This is a genomic window from Streptomyces sp. NPDC006739 (genome assembly GCF_042869815.1).
In the GTDB taxonomy this organism is placed as follows: domain Bacteria; phylum Actinomycetota; class Actinomycetes; order Streptomycetales; family Streptomycetaceae; genus Streptomyces.
Genome location: NZ_JBIAGM010000005.1, coordinates 294,889 through 315,111 on the forward strand (window position 1 = coordinate 294,889; position 20,223 = coordinate 315,111).

13 protein-coding genes are annotated in these 20,223 nt (G+C 72.3%); 9 read left to right on the forward strand and 4 right to left on the reverse strand.

Annotation, left to right across the window (positions count from 1 at the left end; genetic code table 11):
* Window positions 1-114: 114 nt before the first annotated feature.
* Window positions 115-1,989, forward strand: coding sequence for an AMP-dependent synthetase/ligase (locus ACFYMM_RS13740; RefSeq protein WP_388386064.1), 1,875 nt, complete (start codon window positions 115-117; stop codon window positions 1,987-1,989).
* Here the strand turns inward: ACFYMM_RS13740 and ACFYMM_RS13745 are convergent.
* Together ACFYMM_RS13745 and ACFYMM_RS13750 are read right to left on the reverse strand one after the other, a co-directional pair.
* Window positions 1,952-2,446, reverse strand: coding sequence for a two-component system response regulator (locus ACFYMM_RS13745; RefSeq protein WP_388386065.1), 495 nt, complete (start codon window positions 2,444-2,446; stop codon window positions 1,952-1,954). The two genes, ACFYMM_RS13740 and ACFYMM_RS13745, sit on opposite strands and share 38 nt — an antisense overlap.
* A complete protein-coding gene (locus tag ACFYMM_RS13750) occupies window positions 2,443-6,495 on the reverse strand; it encodes a HAMP domain-containing protein (protein ID WP_388386231.1) in 4,053 nt (1,350 codons plus the stop codon). The genes ACFYMM_RS13745 and ACFYMM_RS13750 overlap by 4 nt, the downstream gene beginning before the upstream one ends.
* A gap of 204 nt (window positions 6,496-6,699) precedes the next feature.
* Between ACFYMM_RS13750 and ACFYMM_RS13755 the strand changes: the two genes are divergently transcribed.
* From ACFYMM_RS13755 to ACFYMM_RS13765, 3 genes are all read left to right on the forward strand, one after another.
* Window positions 6,700-8,649 (forward strand): SpoIIE family protein phosphatase, encoded by a 1,950-nt coding sequence (locus tag ACFYMM_RS13755; protein WP_388386066.1) that lies wholly within the window; start codon window positions 6,700-6,702, stop codon window positions 8,647-8,649.
* Between the two features lie 27 nt (window positions 8,650-8,676).
* Window positions 8,677-9,909, forward strand: a complete 1,233-nt coding sequence (gene hemW / locus ACFYMM_RS13760) for a radical SAM family heme chaperone HemW (RefSeq protein ID WP_388386067.1) — start codon at window positions 8,677-8,679, stop codon at window positions 9,907-9,909.
* Between the two features lie 99 nt (window positions 9,910-10,008).
* The gene (locus ACFYMM_RS13765) at window positions 10,009-10,587 is read left to right on the forward strand and encodes a Uma2 family endonuclease (protein ID WP_388386068.1); all 579 of its coding nucleotides are present in this window, start codon (window positions 10,009-10,011) and stop codon (window positions 10,585-10,587) included.
* Here the strand turns inward: ACFYMM_RS13765 and ACFYMM_RS13770 are convergent.
* Complete coding sequence (locus ACFYMM_RS13770; RefSeq protein ID WP_388386069.1) at window positions 10,565-11,434, reverse strand: DUF3097 domain-containing protein; 870 nt, start codon at window positions 11,432-11,434, stop codon at window positions 10,565-10,567. The genes ACFYMM_RS13765 and ACFYMM_RS13770 overlap by 23 nt on opposite strands.
* A 31-nt stretch (window positions 11,435-11,465) precedes the next feature.
* Window positions 11,466-12,191: an MBL fold metallo-hydrolase gene (locus ACFYMM_RS13775; RefSeq protein ID WP_388386070.1), complete on the reverse strand. Its 726-nt coding sequence runs from the start codon at window positions 12,189-12,191 to the stop codon at window positions 11,466-11,468.
* 174 nt (window positions 12,192-12,365) lie between these two features.
* Here ACFYMM_RS13775 and hrcA point away from each other — a divergent pair, with 174 nt between their 5' ends.
* From hrcA to ACFYMM_RS13800, 5 genes are all read left to right on the forward strand, one after another.
* On the forward strand, window positions 12,366-13,382 hold the full coding sequence (hrcA, locus tag ACFYMM_RS13780) for a heat-inducible transcriptional repressor HrcA (RefSeq protein WP_388386071.1): 1,017 nt from the start codon (window positions 12,366-12,368) through the stop codon (window positions 13,380-13,382).
* Window positions 13,383-14,519, forward strand: a complete 1,137-nt coding sequence (dnaJ, locus tag ACFYMM_RS13785) for a molecular chaperone DnaJ (protein WP_388386072.1) — start codon at window positions 13,383-13,385, stop codon at window positions 14,517-14,519.
* Between the two features lie 338 nt (window positions 14,520-14,857).
* Window positions 14,858-15,934 (forward strand): nitronate monooxygenase, encoded by a 1,077-nt coding sequence (locus ACFYMM_RS13790; protein WP_388386073.1) that lies wholly within the window; start codon window positions 14,858-14,860, stop codon window positions 15,932-15,934.
* Window positions 15,931-16,677 carry a 16S rRNA (uracil(1498)-N(3))-methyltransferase gene (locus tag ACFYMM_RS13795; RefSeq protein ID WP_388386074.1) on the forward strand — a complete coding sequence of 249 codons (747 nt, stop codon included), beginning with the start codon at window positions 15,931-15,933 and terminating at the stop codon, window positions 16,675-16,677. The genes ACFYMM_RS13790 and ACFYMM_RS13795 overlap by 4 nt, the downstream gene beginning before the upstream one ends.
* 342 nt (window positions 16,678-17,019) lie before the next feature.
* Window positions 17,020-20,205, forward strand: coding sequence for a S41 family peptidase (locus ACFYMM_RS13800; protein WP_388386075.1), 3,186 nt, complete (start codon window positions 17,020-17,022; stop codon window positions 20,203-20,205).
* Window positions 20,206-20,223 lie beyond the last annotated feature (18 nt).

A 20,223-nucleotide genomic window follows, 5' to 3' on the forward strand; every position in this document is an offset into this window, starting at 1 on the left:
TACGCTGATCCCTGCTCGATAGTTACTCGCGAGTTAAACAACAGCGCGAACCCCACCGTGAGTGAACCCAGCCGCACTGAGCCAGCCGCACTGTCGCGGGCCCCGGAGGATGTCGTGAGCGACACACAGACCCTGATCGAGAACCGTCCGCCGTCCGTGGCGGCCCTCTTCCTGGAGCGCGTGGCGGCCACACCGGACGCCGAGGCCTACCGCTACCCCGTGCCCCCGGCCTCCGGCACCGGCCCGGACGACTGGAAGTCGCTGAGCTGGGCCCAGGCCGCCGAGCGGGTCTACGCCATCGCGGCCGGGCTCATCGAGCTGGGCGTGCGGCCCGAGCAGCGCGTGGCGCTCGCCGCCTCCACCCGGGTCGAGTGGATCCTCGCCGACCTCGGCATCCTGTGCTCCGGGGCGGCCACCACGACCGTCTACCCGCAGACCAACGCGGACGAGTCGGCCTTCATCCTCTCCGACTCGGAGAGCCGGGTGCTGATCGCCGAGGACGCGGCGCAGCTCGCCAAGGCGCTGGAGAAGCGCGCCGAGCTGCCCGCGCTGACCAAGGTCGTGGTGATCGACGCGGCCGGGGTGGAGAGCGACGACTGGGTGCTCACCCTCGCCGAGCTGGAGCGGCGCGGCGCCGCCTATCTGGAGCAGCACCCGCAGCTGATCAAGGAGCGGGTCGGCGCGATCACCAAGGACCAGCTCGCCACCCTCATCTACACCTCCGGCACCACCGGCCGCCCCAAGGGCGTCCGCCTCCCGCAGGACAACTGGGCGTACATGGCGAAGGCGATCGCCGCGACCGGCCTGATCAGCTCGGAGGACGTGCAGTACCTGTGGCTGCCGCTGGCGCACGTCTTCGGCAAGGTGCTCACCTCGGGGCAGATCGAGGTCGGCCATGTCACCGCCGTGGACGGCCGCGTCGACAAGATCATCGAGAACCTGCCGGTGGTGCGGCCGACGTACATGGCGGCCGTCCCCCGCATCTTCGAGAAGGTCTACAACGGCGTCGCCGCCAAGGCGCGGGCGGGCGGCCCCGCCAAGTACAAGATCTTCCAGTGGGCCGCCGAGGTCGCCCGCGAGTACGCCAAGGCCACCCAGGACAACTTCCGGCGCACCGGCACCGCCTCCGCGCCCTTCGGCCTGGCCGCGAAGCACAAGGTCGCCGACACCCTCGTCTACTCCAAGCTGCGCGAGGCCTTCGGCGGGCGGCTGCGCGCCTGTGTCTCCGGCGCCTCCGCCCTCTCCCCGGAGATCGGCTTCTTCTTCTCCGGCGCCGGCATCCACATCCTGGAGGGCTACGGCCTCACCGAGACCTCCGCCGCCTCCTTCGTCAACCCGGGCGAGGCCTACCGCACCGGCACGGTCGGCAAGCCCCTGCCCGGCTGCGAGGTGCGCATCGCGGAGGACGGGGAGATCCTGCTGCGCGGCCCCGGTGTCATGGAGGGCTACCACCAGCTGCCCGAGAAGACCGCCGAGGTGCTGGAGTCGGACGGCTGGTTCCACACCGGCGACATCGGCGAACTGTCCCCCGACGGCTATCTGCGCATCACCGACCGCAAGAAGGACCTGATCAAGACCTCGGGTGGCAAGTACGTCGCCCCGGCCGAGGTCGAGGGCCAGTTCAAGGCGGTGTGCCCGTACGTCTCCAACATCCTCGTGCACGGTGCCGACCGGAACTTCTGCACCGCCCTGATCGCCCTGGACGAGATCACGATCCTGGAGTGGGCCAAGGAGAACGGGCTGGACGGCAAGTCGTACGCGGAGATCGTCGCCGCGCCGGCCACGGTCGAGATGGTCGACGGCTATGTGAAGGAGCTGAACGAGGGGCTGCAGCGGTGGCAGACCATCAAGAAGTTCCGACTGCTGCCCCGGGACCTCGACGTGGAGCACGGTGAGATCACCCCGAGCCTGAAGCTGAAGCGGCCCGTGGTGGAGCGCGAGTACAAGCACCTCATCGACGAGATGTACGCGGGGACGCGGGAAGGGTAGCGCGCAGCCGCCGCAGCTCCCGGACCTCCGCGCGCAGCCGCTCCAGTTCGAGCGTCTTGCGGTGGAGGTCCAGGAACACGGTGACCTTCGCGCGCAGCACCCAGGGGTCGAACGGCTTGGTCAGATAGTCGGCCGCGCCGGTCGCGTAGCCGCGGAAGGCGTAGCCGGAGTCGTCCGCCACGCCGGTCAGGAAGATGATCGGTACGTCCTTGGTCTGGTCGAGCCGTTTGATGTTGGCGGCGGTCTCGAAGCCGTCCATGCCCGGCATCCGGATGTCCAGCAGGACCACGGCGAAGCGCCGGCGCAGCAGCGCCTTCATCGCCTCCTCGCCCGAACGGGCCCGGACCACGGGCTCGTCGAGGGAGGCCAGCACGGCCTCCAGGGCCGTCAGGTTGTCCTCCATGTCGTCGACCACGAGGATGGCGGCCTCGCCGGCGCCCGGGTTCTCGGCGCTCATGGCGCGGGCGCCCCATCCGGTCCGCCCGCCTCGTCCGGCGCCGCGCCGTCCGGGCCGAGGAGCGCCGCGCCGTCCGGGCCGAGGAGCGCCGCGCCGTCCGGGTCGAGGAGCGCGCAGACGACGGTCAGCAGCCGGTCGACGTCGACCGGCTTGGGCACGTAGTCGTTGGCGCCGCGCGCGATGGACTTCTCCCGGTCGCCCGGCATCGCCTTCGCGGTGAGCGCGACGATGGGCAGCCCGGACCAGCGCGGGGCGCGGCGTATGGCCGAGATGGTCTCGTAGCCGTCCATCTCCGGCATCATGATGTCCATCAGGACCAGTTCCACGTCCGGGTTGCGCTCCAGGGTCTCGATGCCCTCCCGGCCGTTCTCCGCGTACAGGACCGGCATGCCGACCCGCCCCAGGACATGGGTGAGCGCGAAGACGTTGCGGATGTCGTCGTCGACGATCAGCACCCGCCGGCCGGGGAGCACCTGCCCCGCCCGGCCGCTCTGCCAGGCCTCCAGTCTGGTGGGCGCGGGCCAGGAGTCGTCGGCGGCGAAGGGCTCCGCCGGCTGCACCGGCAGCAGGTCGTCGGCCACCGGCCCGGTCACGGTGTGCCCGGGGCTGACGACCGGGACGTACAGCGTGAACGTGGAGCCCTCGCCCGGCTCGCTCTCGGCGACGATCCGGCCGCCCAGCAGGCCCGCGATCTCCCGGCTGATCGACAGGCCGAGCCCGGTGCCGCCGTACTTGCGGTTCGTCGTGCCGTCGGCCTGCTGGAACGCCTCGAAGATCACCGGGAGCTTCTCCCGCGCGATGCCGATGCCGGTGTCCGAGACCGCGAAGGCGATCACCTCGTCGCCGTCGCGGGCGTAGCGGTGCTCCGGGTCCTTCACCCGGGTCACCCGCAGCTCCACCCGGCCGGTCGCGGTGAACTTGATCGCGTTGGACAGCAGGTTGCGCAGGATCTGCTGGAGGCGCTGTTCGTCCGAGTACATCTCGCGCGGTACGTCCTCGCCGACCGTCACCTCGAAGGCCAGCCCCCGGTCGAGGGTGAGCGGGCGGAAGGTGGCGTGCACGTAGTCCAGCAGCTTGATCAGCGGCAGCCGCTTGGGGCGTACGTCCATCCGGCCGGCCTCGATCTTCGACAGGTCCAGGATGTCGTTGATCAGCTGGAGCAGGTCCGAGCCGGAGCGGTGGATCGTCGTCGCGAACTGCACGTCCTGCTCGGACAGCCGGCCGTCCGGATTGTCCGACAGCAGCCGGGCCAGGATCAGCAGGGAGTTCAGCGGGGTCCGCAGCTCGTGCGACATGTTCGCGAGGAACTCCGACTTGTACTGCGAGCTGGTCGCCAGCAGGGCCGCCTTCTCCTCCAGTTCCGCGTTCGAGCGCTGCAACTCCGCCTGCTGCTTCTGGAGTTCGTCCGAGCGCTCCTGGAGCTGCATGGCCAGCCGCTGGGACTCGCCGAGCAGGGACTCGGTGCGGGAGTTGGCGATGATCGTGTTGATGGCGACGCCGATGGTGTTCACGAACTGGTCGAAGAACGCCAGATGGACGTCGGAGAAGCGGGAGAAGGAGGCGAGTTCGATCACGCCGAGGAGCTTGTCCTCGAACAGGATCGGAATGATCACGATGGTGGTCGGGGCGGCCTCCCCGAGCCCACTGTTGATCTTGATGTAGTCGGGCGGGGCCCCCTCCACCAGGATCCGCTTCTTCTCCCGTGCCGCCTGCCGGACCAGCCCGTGCACCGGCAGGCCCCCGGTCTCCACGGTCGCCCCCTGCGCGGCCCCGTAGCCGGCGATGAAGGCCAGCCCCTTCGCGGGGACGGCCGTCGGCAGCGCGGACTCGTCCTCGTCCGGATCGGCCAGGTAGAACGCGCCGTACTGGGCGTTCACCAGCGGTGTCAGCTCGCGCAGGATCAGGTCGGCGACCTCCATCAGGTCCCGGTGACCCTGCATCAGGGCGGCGAGCCGGGCCAGGTTGGACTCCAGCCAGTCCTTGGCCCGAGTCGTCTCGCGCAGGTTGGCCACCATCAGGTTGATGTTGTCCTTCAGCTCGGCCACCTCGCCCTGCGTCTCCACGGTGATCGAGCGGGACATGTCGCCCTGCGCCACGGCCGAGGCGACCTCGGCGATCGCGCGGACCTGCGTGGTCAGGTTCAGGGCGAGTTCGTTCACGTTCGTCGTCAGGCGCTTCCAGGTGCCGTACACGCCCTCCACCCGCGCCTGGCCGCCGAGCCGGCCCTCGCTGCCCACCTCCCGGGCCACCCGGGTGACCTCCGAGGAGAACGACGACAGCGTGTCGACCATCGTGTTGATGGTGGTCTTCAGCTCCAGGATCTCGCCGCGCGCGTCCACGTCGATCTTCTTCGACAGATCGCCCTGTGCCACGGCCGTGGCGACCTGGGCGATGTTGCGGACCTGCGAAGTGAGGTTGTCCGCCATGTAGTTGACGTTGTCCGTCAGATCCCGCCAGACCCCGGAGACCCCGAGCACCCGAGCCCGCCCGCCCAGCCGGCCGTCGGTGCCGACCTCCCGGGCCACCCGCGTCACCTCGTCGGCGAAGGCGCGCAGCTGCTCCACCATCGTGTTGACGGTGTCCTTCAACTCGAGGATCTCGCCCCGCGCGTCGACGGTGATCTTCTTCGACAGGTTGCCGTTGGCCACCGCGGTGGTCACCTGGGCGATGTTGCGCACCTGCGAGGTCAGGTTCAGCGCCATGAAGTTGACGTTGTCGGTGAGGTCCTTCCAGACCCCGCTGACGCCCCGCACCTGCGCCTGGCCGCCCAGGTTGCCCTCCGTGCCGACCTCGCGGGCCACCCGGGTGACTTCGTCGGCGAACGCGGACAGCTGGTCCACCATCGTGTTGATCGTGGACTTCAGCTCCAGGATCTCGCCCTTCGCCTCCACCGTGATCTTCTTGCCGAGGTCGCCCTGAGCCACGGCGGTGGACACCAGAGCGATGTTGCGGACCTGCGAAGTGAGGTTGTCCGCCATGAAGTTGACGTTGTCGGTGAGGTCCTTCCAGACGCCCGAGACGCCTCTGACCTGCGCCCGGCCGCCCAGGTTGCCCTCCGTGCCGACCTCGCGGGCCACCCGGGTGACCTCGTCGGCGAACGCGGACAGCTGGTCCACCATCGTGTTGATCGTGGACTTCAGCTCCAGGATCTCGCCCTGCGCGTCGACCGTGATCTTCTGACTGAGGTCGCCGTTGGCGACGGCCGTGGTCACCTGGGCGATGTTGCGGACCTGGGAGGTCAGGTTCGACGCCATGAAGTTGACGTTGTCGGTGAGGTCCTTCCAGACCCCGCTGACGCCCCGAACCTGCGCCCGGCCGCCCAGCCGGCCCTCGGTGCCGACCTCGCGGGCCACCCGGGTGACCTCGTCGGCGAACGCGGACAGCTGGTCCACCATCGTGTTCACGGTGAGCTTCAGCTCCAGCAGCTCACCGGTGGCCTCCACCGTCACCGTACGGGTCAGATCGCCCCGGGCGACCGCCGTGGTCACCAGCGCGATGTCGCGGACCTGCGCGGTCAGCCGGGACGCCATCGTGTTGACCGCCTCGGTCACGTCCCGCCAACTGCCCGAAAGACCCTGCGCCTTGGCCCGGCCGCCCAGCCGGCCCTCGGTGCCGACCTCGCGGGCCACCCGGGTCACCTCACCGGTGAACAGGGACAGCTGGTCGACCGTCTTGTTCACGGTCCGCCCCAGCCGCCGCAGATCACCGCGTAACTGCCGGCTGCCGTCGTGCAGGTCCACCCGCTGGGTCAGATCACCGCCCGCCACCGCGTCCAGCACCCGCGTGGCGTTCGCCGCCGGGGCCACCAGGGCGTCCAGCACCTGGTTGACGTCGTCGACCCGGGAGGTCCAGGCGCCCTGCCCGGGACTGGCCGAGACCCGCTCGTCGAGCCGTCCGTAGCGCACCAGTTCGCGCTTGACGCGCCGCACCTCCGTGTTGAAGTGCGTGCTGCGGTCCACGATCTGGTTGAAGACGGCGGTCAGCTCCGCGACGATCCCATGTCCGGTTTCCGGCACTTTCGCGAAGTCGCCGTCGCGGGCGGCGGTCATCGCGGCGAGCAGCGGACGCAGCTCTGATGCTCGAAGTCCGTCCGGTTTCCGGTCGACTTCGAGCGCGCTCGGTGCACGGTTCTCACTCATGGCAGCCCACTTCGGTAACTCGGCGCTTATGGGCGCGGTCAGTCTGTCACTCTGTCCGCATCGATCGGGACGCATTAGCCGGAACTACGTCCGACACTGCTCGGGGAGCTGGACATGGTGGCCATACCGACGCGACGGGGGACCGTCGCCCGGGGCTGTGAGGCACCCGCGCGGGGCGCCAGGAGCCCGTACGCACAGGTGCACGAGGCACACGCGAGCCTGCCCGGCAGCCCGCTCGCGCCGGGCACCGCGCGTACCCTGCTGCGCGCCTCGTTCGCCAGCTGGTCCGAGCGGGGGCCGGCGATCGCCGACCGGCTGGCCGAGGACGCCGTGGTCGTCGTCAGCGAACTCGTCACCAACGCCGTCGTGCACGCCGGCACCGACGTCGAGCTGGACTGGCGGCTGGAGGACGACACCGGCGCGTTCGTCGTCGAGGTCGGCGACCAGCACCCCTCCCGCGCCCCCCGCGACCACGGCGGCGAGGGGTCCTACGAGCCGCCGGAGTACGGCCGCGGCCTGCGCCTGGTCGCCGCGCTCGCCGAATCCTGGGGCGTCACCTACCGCCGCGGCGCCAAGACGGTGTGGGCGCGGCTGCCCGCCGAGGGCAGCGCCGCCCGCACCGAGCACACCCCCGAGCACGGACTGGACATCGCCGAGGGCCTGGCCCCCGAACCCCCCTCGGCCGCGTTCGAGCGGGGGCACGCGCCACGCGCCGAACGCGACCGGGACTGGCTCGGCCGGGGCGCCCTGTCCTTCCTCGCCGAGGCCTCCGACCTGCTCGCCGGACAGCTCGACGAGAACCTGGTCGCCGCGCTCACCGGCCAGCTGATCGTGCCCCGCCTCGCCGACTGGTGCGCGGTGTGGCTGGAGGACGAGGCCACCGGCCGCTGGGGCGCCACCCGCTCGGGCGGCACCGACGGCGGGGGCGGCTGGGCCGACGGCACCGGGGCCGCCGGCCCTCGGCTGGCCCGCGTCTGGCACGGCAGCGAGGACCGCATGGAGGAGCTGCGCCAGGCGCTGGAGAAGGACCCGCCGCGCCCCCGCACCGGCTTACGGTCCGGGCCGGAGCCGTACCCCTGGCCCGGCGAGGCGCTCGACGGCGACGGCGCGGCCCTCGCCTACCGGCTGGTCGCGGGCGGCCGCCCACTGGGCACGCTGGTCGTCGGACGCTGCGGGCCCGACCGTCTCCCCGACGAGATCAGCGGCCTCGTCGAGGACCTCGCCCGCCGGGTGGCCCTCGCCATCGGCGCCGCCCGCCAGTACGCCCGCCAGGCCACCATCAGCGCCGTCCTCCAGCGCGGTCTGCTGCCCGGCGCGGTCGCCGAGATCCCCGGGATGCGCAGCGCGCTCGTCTACGAACCCTGCGACAAGGGTGGCCCCAGCGGCGACTTCTACGACCTCTTCCCGGCCGGTGACGGCCGCTGGTGCTTCGCCGTCGGCGACGTCCAGGGCAAGGGCCCCGAGGCGGCGGTGGTGATCGGCCTCGCCCGCCCCTGGCTGCGCCTGCTGGCCCGCGAGGGATACCGGGTCGCCGACGTCCTCGACCGGCTCAACCAGCTCCTCCTCGACGACGCCACCGAGGCCGCCGACGCCGCCGCCCGGGCCCTGGTCGCCGCCGGCGGCCGCCCGGTCGCCCCCGGCGACGGCCCGCAGACCCGCTTCCTCTCCCTCCTGTACGGCGAACTGACCCCCTTCGACGGCGGTGTCCGCTGCGTCCTGGCCTCCGCCGGGCACCCCCTGCCGCTGGTCCTCGGCCCCGACGGCGAGGTACGCACCGCCGCCCGGCCGCAGACCCTGCTCGGCGTGATCGAGGACGAGACCTACACCAGCGAGACCATCGAGCTGCGGCCCGGCGACAGCCTGCTGTGCGTCACCGACGGGGTGACCGAGCGGCGCGACGGCACCCGCCAGTTCGACGACGGCGACGGGCTCGCCCAGGCACTCGCCGGCTGCGCGGGGCTGAGCGCCGAGCTGATAGCGGAACGGATCCGGCGGCTGGTGCACGAGTTCGGCGGGGGCCTGCCGGAGGACGATCTGGCACTGCTGGTGCTGCAGGCGGAGTAACCGCCGGCGTACGGGACAATGGGACCCATGCCCTCCGCACTCCCCGACGGCGAGCCGGTCCCCGACGACGGCGCGCTGCCCGCCGCCGCGCTGACCGGCGCCGCCGACCGGCCCCTCGGGTTCTACCTGCACGTCCCGTACTGCGCGACCCGCTGCGGCTACTGCGACTTCAACACCTACACCGCCACCGAGCTGCGCGGCACGGGCGGCGTCCTCGCCTCCCGGGACAACTACGCCGACACCCTCACCGACGAGGTCCGCCTGGCCCGCAAGGTGCTCGGCGACGATCCGCGCGAGGTCCGCACGGTCTTCGTCGGCGGCGGCACGCCCACCCTGCTGGCCGCCGACGACCTGGTACGGATGCTGGGCGCGATCCGCGACGAGTTCGGCCTGGCGGCGGACGCGGAGATCACGACCGAGGCGAACCCGGAGTCGGTGGACCCCGCCTACCTCTCCCGGCTGCGCGAGGGCGGCTTCAACCGGGTGTCCTTCGGCATGCAGAGCGCGAAACGGCACGTGCTGCGGGTGCTCGACCGCACCCACACCCCGGGCCGCCCCGAGGCCTGCGTCGCGGAGGCGCGGGCGGCGGGCTTCGACCATGTGAACCTGGATCTGATCTACGGCACACCGGGGGAGTCGGACGACGACTGGCGGGCGTCGCTGGAGGCGGCGATCGGGGCGGGCCCGGACCATGTGTCGGCGTACGCGCTGATCGTCGAGGAGGGCACCCAGCTCGCCCGCCGCATCCGCCGGGGCGAGGTCCCGATGACGGACGACGACGTCCACGCCGACCGGTACCTGATCGCCGAGGAACTGCTGTCGGCGGCGGGCTTCGACTGGTACGAGGTCTCCAACTGGGCCACCTCCGAGGCGGCCCGCTGCCTGCACAACGAGCTGTACTGGCGCGGCGCCGACTGGTGGGGCGCGGGCCCCGGAGCCCACTCCCACGTGGGCGGGGTCCGCTGGTGGAACGTGAAGCACCCGGGGGCGTACGCGGCGGCCCTCGCCTCCGGCCGCTCACCGGGGGCCGGCCGGGAGCTGCTGTCCGAGGAGGACCGCCGGGTGGAGCGCATCCTGCTGGAGCTGCGGCTGCGCGAGGGGGTGCCGCTGGCTCTGCTCAGGGAGGAGGGGTTGGCGGCTTCGCGCCGGGCGCTGGCGGACGGGCTCCTCCAGGAGGGGCCGTACGACGAGGGACGGGCCGTGCTGACCCTGCGGGGGCGGCTGCTGGCGGACGCGGTGGTGCGGGATCTGGTGGACTGATCACTCCGGCGAGTGCATCCCTCCGGAACGCCGGTTCGGTCCCTAACCTGGTTCGTAGGCTGCCGCCAAAAGGACGCGGCGGATGTGGAGGCCACGGAGATGACCGCTGTGGACGAGCGTGGGATTGCCAAGTTCTTCGAGGAGTTCGAGCCTCCCGAGGGCATCAAGGCCGAGCTTCTCCGGGGGGAGATCGTGATGATGGCCACTCCCGATCTGGTGCACAACCGGATCGTGGCGGACTTGGTGGACCAGATCCCGCGTAAGCGCTGGGAACGGCTTCAGGTGACGGACGTGGACATCATCGATGAGACCAGCGAGCCCATCCCGGACCTGGTGGTGTTGGAACGTGGTGTTGCTCCGGACTCAGGCCATCTGCTGCCGTCCCAGTTGGTCACGATGGTGGTCGAAGTGGTCTCCAAAACCAGCGTCCAGCGGGACTACGAAGTCAAGCGGTCGATCTACGCTGCCGGCGAGGTGCCTGCCTACCTCGTCGTGGACCCGATCATGGCGCAGTGTGTCCTGCTGACACGGCCGGTCGGGAAGGGGGAGAACGCCGACTATCAGAGGCAACAGATCACCAAGTTTGGGGCGCCCCTGCCACTGGAGGATCTGGGACTGGAACTGGACACCACCGAGTTCGGTACCTACAAGAACGTCAGGCCCCACCGCTACCCGTGACGAAGTCGATCAGCTCCTCCACCCGCCCCAGCAGCTCCGGCTCCAGGTCCTTGTAGGACCCCACGCGCTTCAGGATCGCCTGCCACACGGCGCCCGTGTTGTCCGACGGCCACCCCAGCGCCCGGCACACCCCCGTCTTCCAGTCCTGGCCGCGCGGCACCCGGGGCCACGCCTCGATGCCGACCGAAGCCGGCTTCACCGCCTCCCAGATGTCGATGTACGGGTGCCCGACCACCAGCGCGTGTTCGCTGGTCACCGACTCGGCGATACGGGACTCCTTGCTGCCCGGCACCAGATGGTCCACCAGCACACCCAGGCGGGCGTCCGGGCCGGGGGCGAACTCCTCGACGATCGACGGCAGGTCGTCCACGCCCTCCAGGTACTCCACGACCACGCCCTCGACGCGCAGGTCGTCGCCCCACACCTTCTCGACCAGCTCGGCGTCGTGCCGGCCCTCGACGTAGATACGGCCGGCGCGGGCCACGCGGGCGCGGGCGCCGGGCACGGCCACCGAACCGGATGCCGTACGGGTGGGACGTACCGGACCGGCCGAGGGTCTGACGAGCGTCACCACCCGCCCCTCCAGCAGGAACCCCCTCGGCTCCAGCGGAAACACCCGGTGCTTGCCGAAGCGGTCCTCGAGGGTCACCGTGCCCGCCTCGCAGCGGATCACCGCCCCGCAGAAACCGGTGCCGGGCTCCTCCACCACCAGACCCGGCTCGGCCGCGACCTCGGGCACCGGCGCGGGCTTCTTCCAGGAGGGGGTGAGGTCGGCGGAGTACACACGAGGGCGCGGTCCCGAAGGGCCCTCGTTGGAAGGGCGGTGGCGGGAGACGGGTGGGCGCATTCGGATGACGATAGGAGAACCCCGGCCGCCATCAGAGCGACACGCCGAAACGCGCGGCCAGCGCATCCCGCTGCGCCCGCACGAAGGCCGCGTCCACCACCGCTCCGTGACCGGGCACGTACAGCGCGTCCTCGCCGCCGAGTTCCAGGAGCCGGTCGAGGGCGGCCGGCCAGCGGGCCGGTACGGCGTCCGGGCCGGCCTGGGGCTCGCCCGACTCCTCGACCAGGTCGCCGCAGAAGACCACCTCGGGGTCACCGGGGACCAGCACCACCAGGTCGTGCGCGGTGTGGCCGGGACCCACGTTGGCCAGCAGCGCCTGCCGGCCGCCCCCGAGGTCCAGGGTCCACTCGCCGGAGACCGGGTGGCGGGGCGGGGCCAGCGCGTCCACCGCCTCGTCGGCGTCCTCGGCGGCCAGGCCGCTCCGAATCGCGTCCAGGCGCAGTTCCTCGCGCTCGTGGGCGAACAGGGCGTCCATGCCCACGGCCGCGTACACCTCGGCCCCGGCGAAGGCCGGAGCGCCGAGGACGTGATCGAAGTGCGGGTGGGTGAGCGCGAGATGGGTCACACGGCGGTCGGCCAGCTCCTGCGCCTGCGCGCGCAACCGCGCGCCCTCGGCCAGACTCGACCCGGCGTCCACCACCAGCGCCGTACCCTCTCCCAGGACAAGTCCCACCGTGCAGTCCCAGACCGGCAGCCGGCACCGGCCGACGCCGGCGGCCAGCCGCTCCCACCCCAGCTCTTCCCAAGTCACCGTCATACCGCGACGCTATCGAGGGAGAGTGGTACCGGCCACGGTGGCACGGACCGGCCTTGCCCGGTGCGTACCCCCCGGCCGTACACTGGGCCGGGGAAGGCTGGCACTCGCGAGTGCAGAGTGCCAGGCGAAAGGACCCGAGGTGCCGTGCGGACGACAGGCTGGAGGTGAGCGCGCATGCTGAGTGAACGCAGACTCCAGGTGCTGCGCGCCATCGTCCAGGACTACGTCGGCACGGAGGAGCCGGTGGGCTCCAAGGCGCTCACCGAGCGGCACAACCTCGGCGTCTCCCCGGCGACGGTGCGCAACGACATGGCGGCCCTGGAGGACGAGGGCTTCATCGCGCAGCCGCACACCAGCGCCGGACGCATCCCCACCGACAAGGGCTACCGGCTGTTCGTCGACAAGCTGGCGGGCGTCAAGCCCATGACCGGGCCCGAGCGGCGGGCGATCCAGAACTTCCTGGACGGCGCCGTCGACCTCGACGACGTCGTGGCGCGCACGGTGCGGCTGCTCGCGCAGCTGACCCGGCAGGTCGCCGTCGTGCAGTACCCGTCGCTGACCCGCTCGACCGTGCGCCACGTGGAGCTGCTCTCACTCGCTCCGGCGCGCCTGATGCTGGTGCTGATCACCGACACCGGCCGGGTCGAGCAGCGGATGGTCGACTGTCCGGCGCCCTTCGGGGAAACGTCCCTGGCGGATCTGCGCGCACGGCTGAACAGCCGGGTCGCGGGCCGCCGCTTCACGGACGTGCCCCGGCTGGTGGAGGACCTGCCGGACGCCTTCGAGGCCGAGGACCGCGGTACGGTCACGACGGTGCTCTCCACCCTCCTGGAGACGCTCGTCGAGGAGAACGAGGAGCGGCTGATGATCGGCGGCACCGCCAATCTGACCCGCTTCGGACATGACTTTCCCCTCACCATCCGGCCCGTCCTGGAGGCGCTCGAGGAGCAGGTCGTGCTCCTCAAGCTCCTGGGCGAGGCGGGGGATTCGGGCATGACCGTACGCATCGGTCACGAGAACGCCTACGAGGGGCTCAACTCCACGTCAGTGGTGTCGGTCGGTTACGGTTCGGGCGGCGAGGCAGTGGCCAAGCTCGGCGTGGTCGGACCGACCCGCATGGACTACCCGGGAACGATGGGAGCGGTACGCGCAGTGGCACGGTACGTCGGACAGATCCTGGCGGAGTCGTAAGTGGCCACGGACTACTACGCCGTTCTCGGCGTGCGCCGCGACGCGTCGCAGGATGAGATCAAGAAGGCGTTCCGTCGGCTCGCGCGCGAGCTGCACCCGGACGTCAACCCCGATCCGAAGACCCAGGAGCGGTTCAAGGAGATCAACGCCGCTTACGAGGTGCTCTCGGACCCGCAGAAGAAGCAGGTCTACGACCTCGGCGGCGACCCGCTCTCGCAGGCGGGCGGCGCGGGCGCGGGCGGCTTCGGGGCCGGTGGCTTCGGCAACTTCTCGGACATCATGGACGCGTTCTTCGGTACGGCGTCGCAGCGCGGCCCGCGCTCGCGGACCCGGCGCGGCCAGGACGCGATGATCCGCATCGAGGTCGAACTCGACGAGGCGGCCTTCGGCACGACCAAGGACATCCAGGTCGACACGGCGGTCGTCTGCAACACCTGCAACGGCGAGGGCGCGGCGCCGGGCACGTCCGCCCAGACGTGTGACATGTGCCGCGGCCGCGGTGAGGTGTCGCAGGTCACCCGGTCCTTCCTGGGCCAGGTCATGACCTCCCGCCCCTGCCCCCAGTGCCAGGGCTTCGGCACGGTCGTGCCGACCCCGTGCCCGGAGTGCGCCGGCGACGGCCGGGTCCGCTCCCGGCGCACGCTCACCGTCAAGATCCCCGCCGGTGTCGACAACGGCACCCGCATCCAGCTCGCCGGTGAGGGCGAGGTGGGCCCGGGCGGCGGTCCGGCCGGTGATCTGTACGTCGAGATCCACGAGCTGCCGCACTCCACCTTCCAGCGCCGGGGCGACGACCTGCACTGCACGGTCACCATCCCGATGACCGCCGCGTCCCTCGGCACCAAGGTCCCGCTGGAGACGCTGGACGGCATGGAGGAGGTCGACATCCGGCCCGGCACCCAGTCCGGCCAGTCGATCCCGCTGCACGGCCGGGGCGTCACGCACCTGCGCGGCGGCGGCCGGGGCGACCTCATCGTGCACGTCGAGGTGACCACCCCCACCAAGCTGGACCCCGACCAGGAACGCCTCCTGCGCGAGCTGGCCAAACTACGCGGCGAGGAACGCCCCCAGGGGCAGTTCCAACCCGGGCAGCAAGGGCTCTTCTCGCGGTTGAAGGACGCTTTCAACGGGCGTTGATCGGCCGGGGGCGCGGTGCGCGGGTCCCCGGCCGGGGGTCCGGGGGTTGTCCCCCGGGCAGGCGCGGTGAGCCGGGGCAGCAGGGGCTCTTCTCGCGGTTGAAGGACGCTTTCAACGGGCGTTGATCGGCCGGGGGCGCGGTGCGCGGGCTCCCGGCCGGGGGTCCGGGGGTTGTCCCCCGGGCAGGCGCGGTGAGCCGGGGCAGCAAGGGCTCTTCTCGCGCCTGAAGGACGCCTTCAACGGGCGCTGATCGCTGGTCCGGATCCGGTGTTGCCGCTGGCCTATGCCAGGGGACAGCCGGATTCGGACTTGTTCAAAGGACGTGACAACATGCCGTCATGTCCTCCGCACTGACCGATCTCTGCACCCATCCCGTCGTGCAGGCCCCCATGGCGGGCGGTGTCTCCGTCCCGCAGCTCGCCGCGGCCGTCAGCGAGGCGGGCGGTCTCGGTTTCCTCGCCGCCGGGTACAAGACGGCCGACGGCATGTACCAGGAGATCAAGCAACTGCGGGGGCTCACGAGCCGTCCCTTCGGCGTGAACGTGTTCCTCCCGCAGCCAGAGCTCGCAGAGTCGGGCGCGGTGGAGGTCTACGCCCACCAGCTGGCCGGTGAGGCCGCCTGGTACGAGACCGAGCTGGGCGACCCCGACAGCGGCCGCGACGACGGCTACGACGCCAAGCTCGCCGTACTGCTCGACAATCCGGTGCCGGTGGTCTCCTTCCACTTCGGCGTCCCCGCCCGGGAGGTACTGGACTCGCTGCGCCGCGCGGGAACGTTCACCCTGGTCACCGTCACCACCGCCGACGAGGCCCTCGCGGTGGAGCGGGCCGGCGCCGACGCGGTGATCGCCCAGGGTGTGGAGGCCGGCGGCCACCAGGGCGCCCACCGGGACATCCCGGAGAACGACGGCTCCGGCATCGGACTCCTCTCCCTGATCGCCCAGGTCCGCGAGACCGTGAGCCTGCCGGTCGTGGCCGCCGGGGGCATCATGCGCGGCAGCCAGATCGCGGCCGCCCTCGCCGCGGGCGCCAGTGCCGCCCAGCTCGGCACCGCCTTCCTCGCCACCCCGGAGTCCGGCGCGAACGCCCTGCACAAGCAGGCCCTGACCAACCCGCTGTTCGCCCGCACGGAACTGACCCGCGCCTTCTCCGGCCGCCCGGCCCGTGGCCTGGTCAACCGGTTCCTGCGCGAGCACGGTCCGTACGCTCCCGCCGCCTACCCGGAGATCCACCACCTGACCTCGCCGCTGCGCAAGGCCGCCGCCAAGGCCGGCGACGCGCAGGGCATGGCGCTGTGGGCCGGCCAGGGCCACCGGATGGCCCGCGACCTGCCCGCCGGCCGGCTGGTGGAGGTCCTCGCGGCCGAACTCGCCGACACGCGGACAGCGTTGTCCAAGGGAGGCGACGCGCGATGACCGCCCCGGTCTTCGTCGTCGACCACTTCGACACCGACGGCCACCGGTACGTCCTGGACGGCCCCGAGGGCCGCCACGCCGTCTCCGTGAAGCGGCTCGGGCCCGGTGAGGAGGTCGTCCTCACCGACGGCGCCGGACGCTACGCGACGGGCGAGGTGATCACCACCGAGGGCAAGGACCGGCTGGTCGTCCACCTGTCCCCGGTGTCCGAGGAGCCGCCGCCCACGCCGCGCATCACCGTCGTCCAGGCGCTGCCCAAGGGCGACCGGGGCGAACTCGCCGTGGAGACCATGACCGAGGTCGGCGTGGACGCCGTCGTGCCCTGGCAGGCCGCCCGCTGCATCACCCAGTGGCGGGGCGAGCGCGGCCTGAAGGCGCTCGGCAAGTGGCGGGCCACCGCCCGTGAGGCCGGCAAGCAGTCCCGCCGGGTCCGCTTCCCCGAGGTGGCGGACGCGGCGACCACCCGGCAGGTCGCCGCACTTCTCGCCGAAGCCGACTTCGCCGCCGTCCTGCACTCCGACTTCGAGCACGCCGGCGCGCCCCTGGCCACCGCCCCCCTCCCCGCCGAGGGAGAGATCGTGCTGGTCGTGGGCCCGGAAGGCGGCGTCGCCAAGGACGAGTTGGCGCTCTTCGAGGAGGCGGGCGCGAAGGCGTACGTCATGGGGCCTACGGTGATGCGTACATCGACCGCCGGGACAGCGGCGACGGCCCTGCTCCTGGGCCGCACCGGCCGCTGGTCCTGACCCGAGGGGGAACACCGTGGAACTCGCCCGGGTCCGGCTCCTCGTCACCGGCTTCGCCGCCTGCTACCGGAATTCATTCGCAGTGCATCGGCCTTCAGGCCGGTGGTGAAGCGAATCTGATGGTTGCGACGCGGAGCGTCGCAGACTCAGGTCCGGCGGAGCCGGAGAACGTGGTCGCTTGTGGCACGGAGTGTCCAGGGGCTTCTCCCGGCGGAGCCGCCCGCCCGCCCCGCCCAGGCGGCCGGTCGAAGGGGTCGGTCGAAGCGGCCGGTCCGAGCGGTCGGTCGGAGCAGTGACCGGAATCCGGGACCGCGACAGCGGCTCGCTGCGTAGGCTGACCAGGTGACTTCGGCCTACCTCCGCTTCCCCCATCTGCACGGCGACCTCGTCGCCTTCACCGCCGAGGACGACGTCTGGCTCGCGCCCCTGGACGGGGGCCGGGCCTGGCGGGTCAGCGCCGACAACGTGCCGGTGACCCTGCCGCGTATCTCGCCCGACGGCACCACGGTCGCCTGGACCTCCACCCGCGACGGCGCCCCCGAGGTGCACATCGCCCCGGTGGACGGCGGCCCCGCAACGCGCCTGACCCACTGGGGCACCCGGACCGAGGTGCGCGGCTGGACCCCCGACGGACACGTCCTCGCGCTCAGCACCCACGGTCAGCCCGGCGTCCGCCGCAGCTGGGCCCGCGCCGTCCCGCTCGACGGCGGACCGGCCACCACCCTGCCGTACGGCCCGGTCGGCCATGTGGCCCTCGGGCCGTCCACCGTGCTGCTGTCGGCGCCCATGGGCCGCGAGGCCGCCTGGTGGAAGCGGTACCGGGGCGGCACGGCGGGCAAGCTGTGGATCGACCGCGCCGGCGACGGGGAGTTCGTACGGCTCCACGAGGACCTGGACGGCAACATCGAGTACCCGGGCTGGGCCGGTGAGCGGATCTGCTTCCTCTCCGACCACGAAGGCACCGGCGCGCTCTACTCCTCCCTCCCCGACGGCTCCGACCTGCGCCGCCACACCCCGCTCGACAGCTTCTACGCCCGGCACGCGGCCACCGACGGCAGCCGGGTGGTGTACAGCTCGGCCGGTGAACTGTGGCTGCTGGACGACCTGGCCGAGGCCGAGCCCCGGCGGCTGGACGTCCGGCTCGGCGGCTCGCGCCTGGACCTCAGGCCCCGCCCGGTGAACGCCGCCCGCTGGTTCGGGGCCGCCGCCCCCGACCACACCGCGCGCGGCAGCGCGGTCTCCGTACGCGGCGCCGTCCACTGGGTCACTCACCGCTCCGGCCCCGCCCGCGCCCTCGCCGCCACCCCCGGCGTACGCGCCCGCAAGCCGCGCGCCTTCCGCGCCGACGGCGAGGAGTGGGTGGTGTGGGTGACGGACGCCGAGGGCGACGACGCCCTGGAGTTCGCGCCCGCCACCGGCCTCGCCCCCGGCGCCACCCCGCGCCGCCTGGCCGCCGGACAGCTCGGCCGGGTCCTGGAGCTGGCCATGGCCCCCGACGGCAGCCGGGCCGCCGTCGCCGCGCACGACGGACGGCTGCTGCTCGTCGACCGGGAGACCGGCGAGGTCCGCGAGGTCGATCGCAGCGACGACGGCGAGGTCTCCGGGCTCGCCTTCTCACCCGACTCCGCCTGGCTGGCCTGGGCCCACCCCGGCCCGCGCCCGCTGTCCCAGCTGCGGCTCGCCCACACCACCGACCTGTCGGTCACCGAGGCGACCCCGCTGCGCTTCCAGGACTACGCGCCCGCCTTCACCCTCGACGGCAAGCACCTCGCCTTCCTCTCGCACCGCTCCTTCGACCCGGTCTACGACGAGTACGTCTTCGACCTGGCCTTCGTGGTCGGCGCCCGCCCCCACCTGATCACCCTGGCCGCGACCACACCCTCGCCGTTCGGCCCGCAGCGGCACGGCCGCCCCTTCGAGGCCCCCGACAAGGACGAGACCCCCGACAGCGAGGGCACCCCCGCGACCCGCATCGACCTGGAGGGCCTCGCCGACCGCATCGTGCCGTTCCCGGTAGAGGCCGCCCGCTACACCAACCTGCGCGCAGCCAAGGACGGCGTGCTGTGGCTGCGCCACCCGGTGCGCGGGGTGCTCGGCGCCTCCCGGGCCACCCCCGAGGACCCCGATCCGCACACCGAGCTGGAGCGCTACGACCTCGCCCAGCGGCGCATCGAGCACCTCGCCGCCGACGCCGACCACTTCGAGGTCAGCGGCGACGGCAAACGCGTCCTGCTGTGGACCGACGGCCGGCTCAGGGTCGTACCCGGCGACCGCCGGGCCGGCTCCGACGACGACGGCGACCACACCGTCACGGTCGACCTCGCCCGGGTACGGCAGACGGTCGACCCGGCCGCCGAGTGGCGGCAGATGTACGAGGAGACCGGTCGCATCATGCGCGACCACTTCTGGCGGGCCGACCTCGGCGGCGTCGACTGGGACGGCGTCCTCGACCGCTACCGCCCGCTGCTGGACCGGATCGCCACCCGCGACGACCTCGTCGACCTGCTGTGGGAGGTGCACGGCGAACTCGGCACCTCGCACGCCTACGTCATCGCCCCTGGCGGCCACGGCGGCGGCGCCCGGCAGGGCCTGCTCGGTGCCGACATCTCCCGCCACCCGGACGGCAGTTGGCGCATCGACCGGATCCTGCCCTCGGAGACCTCCGACCCCGACGCCCGCTCCCCGCTCGCCGCGCCCGGTGTCGCCGTGCGCGCCGGGGACGCGATCGTCGCCGTCGCCGGCCACCCGGTCGACCCGGTCACCGGCCCCGGACCGCTGCTCGTCGGTACGGCCGGACAGCCGGTCGAGCTGACCGTGTCGCCGTCGGGCGGGGGCGAGCCCCGGCACACGGTCGTCGTCCCGGTCGCCGACGAGGAGCCGCTGCGCTACCACGCGTGGGTGGCCGGCCGGCGCGCCCACGTCCACGAGAAGTCCGGCGGCCGGCTCGGCTACCTCCACGTCCCGGACATGCAGGCGCCCGGCTGGGCGCAGATCCACCGGGACCTGCGCGTCGAGGTGGCCCGCGAGGGCCTGGTCGTCGACGTCCGGGGGAACCGGGGCGGTCACACCTCCCAGCTCGTCGTGGAGAAGCTGGCCCGGCGCATCATCGGCTGGGACGTGCCCCGCGGCATGCGGCCCACCAGCTATCCGCTGGACGCGCCCAGGGGACCGGTCGTCGCCGTCGCCAACGAGTTCTCCGGCTCCGACGGTGACATCGTCAACGCGGCGATCAAGGCCCTCGGTATCGGCCCGGTCGTCGGCACCCGCACCTGGGGCGGTGTCATCGGTATCGACAGCCGCTACCACCTGGTCGACGGCACCCTGGTCACCCAGCCCAAGTACGCCACCTGGCTGGACGGCTTCGGCTGGGACGTGGAGAACCACGGGGTGGACCCGGACGTGGAGGTACTCCAGCGCCCGCAGGACTGGGCGGAGGGCAGGGACGCCCAGCTGGACGAGGCGATCAGGCTGGCCCTGGAGGCACTGGAGTCGACCCCCGCGAAGACACCGCCGGACCTGCCGGCCTGAACCGAACAGCCCGGGACG

Bases quoted from the DNA above. Each gene is read 5' to 3' on its own strand.
- ACFYMM_RS13745 (WP_388386065.1), bottom strand. From the start codon at position 2,446: ATGAGCGCCGAGAACCCGGGCGCCGGCGAGGCCGCCATCCTCGTGGTC.
- ACFYMM_RS13750 (WP_388386231.1), bottom strand. From the start codon at position 6,495: ATGACCGCCGCCCGCGACGGCGACTTCGCGAAAGTGCCGGAAACCGGA.
- ACFYMM_RS13755 (WP_388386066.1), top strand. From the start codon at position 6,700: ATGGTGGCCATACCGACGCGACGGGGGACCGTCGCCCGGGGCTGTGAG.
- hemW (WP_388386067.1), top strand. From the start codon at position 8,677: ATGCCCTCCGCACTCCCCGACGGCGAGCCGGTCCCCGACGACGGCGCG.
- ACFYMM_RS13765 (WP_388386068.1), top strand. From the start codon at position 10,009: ATGACCGCTGTGGACGAGCGTGGGATTGCCAAGTTCTTCGAGGAGTTC.
- ACFYMM_RS13770 (WP_388386069.1), bottom strand. From the start codon at position 11,434: ATGCGCCCACCCGTCTCCCGCCACCGCCCTTCCAACGAGGGCCCTTCG.
- ACFYMM_RS13775 (WP_388386070.1), bottom strand. From the start codon at position 12,191: ATGACGGTGACTTGGGAAGAGCTGGGGTGGGAGCGGCTGGCCGCCGGC.
- hrcA (WP_388386071.1), top strand. From the start codon at position 12,366: ATGCTGAGTGAACGCAGACTCCAGGTGCTGCGCGCCATCGTCCAGGAC.
- ACFYMM_RS13790 (WP_388386073.1), top strand. From the start codon at position 14,858: ATGTCCTCCGCACTGACCGATCTCTGCACCCATCCCGTCGTGCAGGCC.
- ACFYMM_RS13795 (WP_388386074.1), top strand. From the start codon at position 15,931: ATGACCGCCCCGGTCTTCGTCGTCGACCACTTCGACACCGACGGCCAC.